General features: G+C 58.8%; 5 protein-coding genes. 4 read left to right on the top strand and 1 reads right to left on the bottom strand.

Annotation, left to right across the window (positions count from 1 at the left end; genetic code table 11):
- Positions 1-276: 276 nt before the first annotated feature.
- The 3 genes from CBW22_RS25455 (at position 277) to CBW22_RS25445 (ending at position 4,166) form a co-directional block, all read left to right on the top strand.
- On the top strand, positions 277-735 hold the full coding sequence (locus CBW22_RS25455) for a DNA polymerase III subunit chi (RefSeq protein ID WP_021506718.1): 459 nt from the start codon (positions 277-279) through the stop codon (positions 733-735).
- A gap of 5 nt (positions 736-740) precedes the next feature.
- A complete protein-coding gene (locus CBW22_RS25450; protein ID WP_088518214.1) occupies positions 741-3,596 on the top strand; it encodes a valine--tRNA ligase in 2,856 nt (951 codons plus the stop codon).
- Positions 3,597-3,659: 63 nt separating this feature from the next.
- Positions 3,660-4,166 carry a GNAT family N-acetyltransferase gene (locus tag CBW22_RS25445; RefSeq protein ID WP_370586218.1) on the top strand — a complete coding sequence of 169 codons (507 nt, stop codon included), beginning with the start codon at positions 3,660-3,662 and terminating at the stop codon, positions 4,164-4,166.
- Between the two features lie 12 nt (positions 4,167-4,178).
- On the opposite strand, the gene CBW22_RS25440 is transcribed toward CBW22_RS25445, so the two are convergent.
- A complete protein-coding gene (locus CBW22_RS25440; protein WP_088518213.1) occupies positions 4,179-5,609 on the bottom strand; it encodes an aminotransferase-like domain-containing protein in 1,431 nt (476 codons plus the stop codon).
- Between the two features lie 211 nt (positions 5,610-5,820).
- Here CBW22_RS25440 and CBW22_RS25435 point away from each other — a divergent pair.
- Positions 5,821-6,368 (top strand): Ig-like domain-containing protein (locus tag CBW22_RS25435; RefSeq protein ID WP_254919579.1); only part of this gene is annotated, 548 nt, incomplete at its 3' end.

Below are 6,368 nucleotides of genomic sequence, written 5' to 3'. Positions count from 1 at the left end.
ACAGGCTCATCCTTGCGTATTATGACCGGGCAGAAAAGCGTATTATCCGAATCGACTGACCACAAAAAGTGTTACCTGTGTGCCCGGTCTGATCTGTTACCCATGTGCCCGGTCGTACCTGAATGCGCACCCTACGGTGTAGGGTCGCCGTTCACGGCGACCTGATTATCAGCCGCACGGTTTACAGGGTCGCCGTTGATGGCGACCTTATTATTGGACGCCGCAATCTTACTGTCGCACAATGCGCCCCACTGTCATTGATGGAAATAACCTGCCATGAAAAACGCCACCTTCTTCGTGATGGAGTCTGAAAGCGCCAGCGACGGCTTAAGCGCCATCGAAGCGCTGGTGTGCGATTTGGCCGCCAGCCGCTGGCGAGACGGTAAGCGCATCCTGATTGCCTGCGAAGATGAACAGCAGGCCAATCGGCTGGATGAAGCACTGTGGCAGCGTCCGGCCAACGCCTTTGTGCCGCACAACCTGGCTGGCGAAGGCCCGCGCTACGGCGCGCCGGTTGAGCTGGCCTGGCCGCAGCGACGCGGCAGTGCGCCGCGCGATCTGCTGATCAGCCTGCTGCCGCAGTTCGCAGATTTTGCTACCGGTTTCCATGAAGTGATAGACTTCGTACCTTATGAAGAATCCCTGAAACAACTGGCGCGCGACCGCTATAAAGCGTATCGCAGCGTTGGTTTCCAATTGAATACGGCGACGCCACCCCCGCCGCAAACGACATAGCAGATATGGAAAAGACATATAACCCGCAAGATATCGAGCAGCCGCTCTACGAGCACTGGGAACAGCAGGGCTACTTCAAACCGAATGGCGATACCAGCCAGGAAAGCTTTTGCATCATGATCCCGCCGCCGAACGTCACCGGTAGCTTGCATATGGGTCACGCCTTCCAGCAAACCATCATGGATACCATGATCCGCTACCAGCGCATGCAGGGTAAAAACACCCTGTGGCAGGCAGGTACGGACCACGCCGGTATCGCCACGCAGATGGTGGTTGAGCGCAAGATCGCCGCTGAAGAGGGCAAAACGCGTCAGGATTACGGTCGTGACGCCTTTATCGAAAAAATCTGGCAGTGGAAGGCTGAATCCGGCGGCACCATCACCCGCCAGATGCGTCGCCTCGGCAACTCGGTTGACTGGGAGCGCGAGCGCTTCACCATGGATGAAGGCCTGTCCAACGCGGTGAAAGAAGTCTTCGTCCGTCTGTATAAAGAAAACCTGATCTACCGTGGCAAGCGCCTGGTGAACTGGGACCCGAAACTGCGCACGGCGATCTCTGATCTCGAAGTGGAAAACCGCGAGAGCAAAGGCTCAATGTGGCACATTCGCTATCCGCTGGCGGACGGCGTGAAAACTGCCGAAGGCAAAGATTACCTGGTGGTGGCCACTACCCGTCCGGAAACCCTGCTGGGCGATACCGGCGTGGCGGTCAACCCGGAAGATCCACGTTACAAAGATCTGATCGGCAAAGAGGTGATCCTGCCGCTGGTGAACCGTCGTATTCCGATCGTCGGCGACGAACACGCCGATATGGAGAAAGGCACCGGCTGCGTGAAGATCACCCCGGCGCACGACTTCAACGACTACGAAGTGGGCCGTCGTCACAAGCTGCCGATGATCAACATCCTGACCTTTGATGGCGACATCCGCGAGCGTGCGGAAGTGTTCGACACCAACGGTGAAGTCAGCGATGCCTGTTCCGATGAAATTCCGCCGCAGTTCCAGAAGATGGAGCGTTTTGCCGCGCGTAAAGCGATTGTCGCCGCCGTTGACGAGCTCGGCCTGCTCGACGAAATCAAACCACACGATCTGACGGTGCCGTACGGCGACCGCGGCGGCGTGGTGATCGAGCCGATGCTGACCGATCAGTGGTACGTGCGCACGGCCCCGCTGGCGAAAGTCGCGGTGGAAGCGGTAGAAAACGGCGATATTCAGTTTGTGCCGAAGCAGTACGAAAACATGTACTTCTCGTGGATGCGCGACATCCAGGACTGGTGCATTTCGCGTCAGCTGTGGTGGGGCCACCGCATTCCGGCCTGGTACGACAACAACGGTAACGTCTATGTCGGCCGCAGCGAAGAAGAAGTGCGTCAGGAAAACAATCTGGCCGCTGACGTGACGCTGCGCCAGGATGACGACGTGCTTGATACCTGGTTCTCTTCCGGCCTGTGGACATTCTCTACGCTGGGCTGGCCGGAGAATACCGAAGCGCTGCGCACCTTCCATCCTACCAGCGTGCTGGTGAGCGGCTTCGACATCATCTTCTTCTGGATCGCGCGCATGATCATGCTGACCATGCACTTCATCAAAGATGAGAACGGCAAGCCGCAGGTACCGTTTAAAACCGTCTACATGACTGGTTTGATCCGCGATGAAGAAGGCCAGAAGATGTCCAAGTCGAAAGGCAACGTCATCGATCCGCTGGATATGGTGGACGGCATTTCGCTGGAAGATCTGCTGGAGAAACGCACCGGCAACATGATGCAGCCGCAGCTGGCCGAGAAGATTCGCAAACGCACCGAGAAGCAGTTCCCGGACGGTATCGTGCCTTCCGGCACCGATGCGCTGCGCTTCACCCTCGCCGCGCTGGCGTCCACCGGTCGTGACATCAACTGGGATATGAAGCGCCTGGAAGGCTACCGCAACTTCTGTAACAAGCTGTGGAACGCCAGCCGCTTCGTGCTGATGAACACCGAAGATCAGGATTGCGGCCAGAACGGCGGCGAGCTGAAGCTGTCGCTGGCGGATCGCTGGATCCTGACGGAATTCAACAGCACCGTGAAAGCGTACCGTGAAGCGCTGGATAGCTATCGCTTTGATATCGCTGCCAACATTCTGTACGACTTCACCTGGAACCAGTTCTGTGACTGGTATCTGGAGCTGACCAAGCCGGTGATGAACAGCGGCAGCGAAGCGGAGCTGCGCGGCACGCGCAACACGCTGGTGACGGTGCTGGAAGCGTTGCTGCGCCTGGCACATCCGATCATCCCGTTCATTACCGAGACCATCTGGCAGCGCGTGAAAGTGCTGAAGAACATCGACCACGATACCATCATGCTGCAGCCGTTCCCGCAGTATGACACGGCGAAGGAAGACGCGGAAGCGAAGGCCGATATCGAGTGGATGAAGCAGGCTATTGTGGCGGTGCGTAATATCCGTGCCGAAATGAACATCGCGCCAAGCAAGCCGCTCGACGTGCTGCTGCGCGACTGCTCGCCGGCGGCGCAGCGTCGTGTTGAAGAGAACCGCAACTTCCTGTCGCGCCTGGCGCGTCTGGAGAGCCTGACCATTCTGCCAGCCGGCGAGAAAGGTCCGGTCTCGGTGACCAAGATTGTTGACGGCGCAGAGCTGCTGATCCCGATGGCGGACCTGGTTAACAAGGAAGCCGAGCTGGAGCGTCTGGCCAAAGAGCTGGTGAAGCTGGATGTCGAGATCGAAAAGATTCAGACCAAACTGGCTAACGAAGGCTTTGTATCGCGCGCACCGGAAGCGGTGGTGGCGAAAGAGCGCGAGCGCGTAGCCGAGCTGGAACAATCAAAAGCAAAACTGATTGAACAGCAGGGCGTGATTGCGGCATTGTAAGCGCTTCAGTCCTGACGCTTAATCGAAGCCGGGCACTGCCCGGCTTTTTTCTATCGGAAGATTATGATGACCACCGCCACGCCACTTAACCTGCAGGTGCGCCCGATTGTCGCCGCCGATAATCCGCGGATTGCGCAGGTGATCCGCGATGTCTCCGCCGAGTTCGGCCTTACGGCGGATAAAGGTTATACCGTGTCCGACCCGCAGCTCGATCGGCTGTTTGAGCTGTACAGTGCGGCGGACAGCGCCTACTGGATCGTGGAGCATGAGGGTCAGGTGGTCGGCGGCGGCGGCGTGGCACCGCTGGCCTGCAGCGCACCGGATATCTGTGAGTTGCAGAAGATGTATTTCCTGCCGTCGGTGCGCGGGCTGGGTTTAGCGCGCGAACTGGCGTTGCGCGCAATGGATTTTGCCCGCCAGCGCGGGTTCCGGCGCTGCTACCTGGAGACCACCGGCAGCCTGACGCGCGCCATTAAACTCTATCAGTCGCTGGGCTTTGAACAGATTGCGGACGCGATGGGCTGTACCGGCCACGTGGATTGCGAAGTGAGAATGCTGCGGGTGTTGTGAGGGAAAAACCACTCACTTCTCTACCGCAACGCCCTGCGCCAGCTGACCAATCAACGCTCCCAGCGTCTCTACCGCCGCCTCAGCGCGTGCATCCCACGGCCAGGCGGTGTTGAAGCGGAAGCAGTGGCTAAAACTCTCGCTACTGGAAAACAGCTGGCCCGGCGCAATACTGATGCCCTGCTGTAGCGCCAGATGATACAGCTGCGTGGTGTTGATCTGCTCCGGCAAGGTAATCCACAAAAAGTAGCCTCCGGGCGTATCGCTGATGTGCGCCTCGGCGGGCAGCACGCGGCGCAGCGCCTGCTGTGCCAGCTGTTTGCGCTTCGCCAGCGTCTGACGCAGCTTTTTCAGATGCGTATCGTAGCTGCGGGTGCTGAGAAAATCCGCCAGCGCCAGCTGCATCGGCGCGCTGGTCGAGAGCGTACTCATCATCTGAATGCGCTGCACGCGCTGCGCGTAGCGCCCCGCCGCGACCCAGCCCACGCGAAATCCCGCCACCAGATTTTTCGAAAAGCTGCCGCAGTGCAGCACGTAACCCTCGCGGTCGAACGCTCTGGCCGGCAACGGCTTATCGTGGCCGTGATACAGGTCGCTGTAGACGTCGTCCTCTATCATCGCCACCTGATAACGCGTCAGCAGCGCCACCAGCTGCTGTTTGCGCTCGGCGCTGAGGGTAAAGCCGAGCGGATTCTGCCGGTTGGTCATCAGCCAGCAGGCTTTCACCGGCCAGCGCTGCAGCGCCTGCTCCAGCTCATTCAGATCGATGCCCTGCTCCACATCGCTGGCGATAGCTATCGCGTTCAGCTTGAGCCGTTCAATCGCCTGCAACGCGCCATAGAAGGAAGGGTTCTCGATCACCACCCAGTCGCCCGGTTCGGTCACCGCCTGCAGGCTGAGGTTTAGCGCTTCCATCGCACCGTTAGTAATGACGATGTCATCCGGCGACAGCGTAATACCCTGCTGCGCATAACGCTGGGCGAGGATTTTTCGCAGCGCTTCATTACCGGGCGGCAGATTATTCAGGGCATCGGTGGGTTTAAGATTGTGCGAGACCTTCACCAGCGAGCGCATCAGCTGGCGCTGGGGAAACAGTTCCGGATCGGGAAAGGCAGAACCAAACGGCATGATGGCCGGATCGCGCGTCGCCTGTAGCACATCAAACACGAAGCTGTTGGTATCGGCCTGATCGGTTTTAGCAATCGCCTGGGTTGGCAAACGCGGCCGGCTCTCCGCCGCGCGCGGTGCCACGTAGTAGCCCGACTGCGGCTTCGACACAATCCAGCCCTGGCTCTCCAGCACCTCGTAAGCGTGCATCACCGTCATCAGGCTTAACCCGCTCTGCTCCGCCTGCTGGCGCAGCGACGGCAGCTTTTCACCCGGCGGCCAGATGCGTGCTTCGATTTGCGTACGTAGCTGATCTACCAGCTGCTGGTATTTGGCCATGGCTCCATTCCCTGCGACCTGCGTGCACGCCAGTATAGCCTGCCAGCCATTGCTGCGGCTAAAAATCCGTGTCCTTTTCCCCGCGCGCCGCCAGTTTTCCTTCAAGACCGTTCTCGTTGGGAGAATTATCCGATCCACTAATAATCGCCGCCTGTCGTTTGATTCGGACAGATTCACCAGGACAGTGATTATTACTTAACAGGAAAACCTCATGAGCACAGCACTCACCAACGCAAAACAATTCTGGACCACCAATCCGCAGCACCTCTTTACCGGCTCTATGCCAACCGAAGCCGGCGGCATTATGGAAATTGTGATGGATGAGACAGTCTATACCGTCTCCATCGCTGCTAACGGCAGCTGGAGCTGGCAGCCGCCGTTTCCGCTGGCTGAAGGCCCGCATAACCTCTCCGTGCGCACCATTGACCGCGCCGGCAACGTCGGCGCCCCTTCGCTATTAATCGTTAACGTTGACCTTACCGCGCCGGACCAGCCGCTGATTATTGGTATCGGGGATGATTTCGGCGATAAAACCGGTATGATCAGTTCCGGCCAGCAGACGGATGACCGTACGCCGACCCTGAAAGGCGTGGCCGAGCCGGACAGCATCGTACGCCTGTACAATGCGCAGAACCAGCTGATTGGCAGCGTTAAAGCTAATAGCAACGGCTACTGGGAAATCACCCCGACGCTGGCTGACGGTGAGCATGCATTTTACGTCACCGCCACCGATGGCCGTGGCTACGTCAGTCAGGCATC

Source organism: Pantoea sp. VS1 (genome assembly GCF_002207995.1).
In the GTDB taxonomy this organism is placed as follows: domain Bacteria; phylum Pseudomonadota; class Gammaproteobacteria; order Enterobacterales; family Enterobacteriaceae; genus Pantoea; species Pantoea dispersa.
This window is presented reverse-complemented; position numbering and strand designations above follow the sequence as displayed.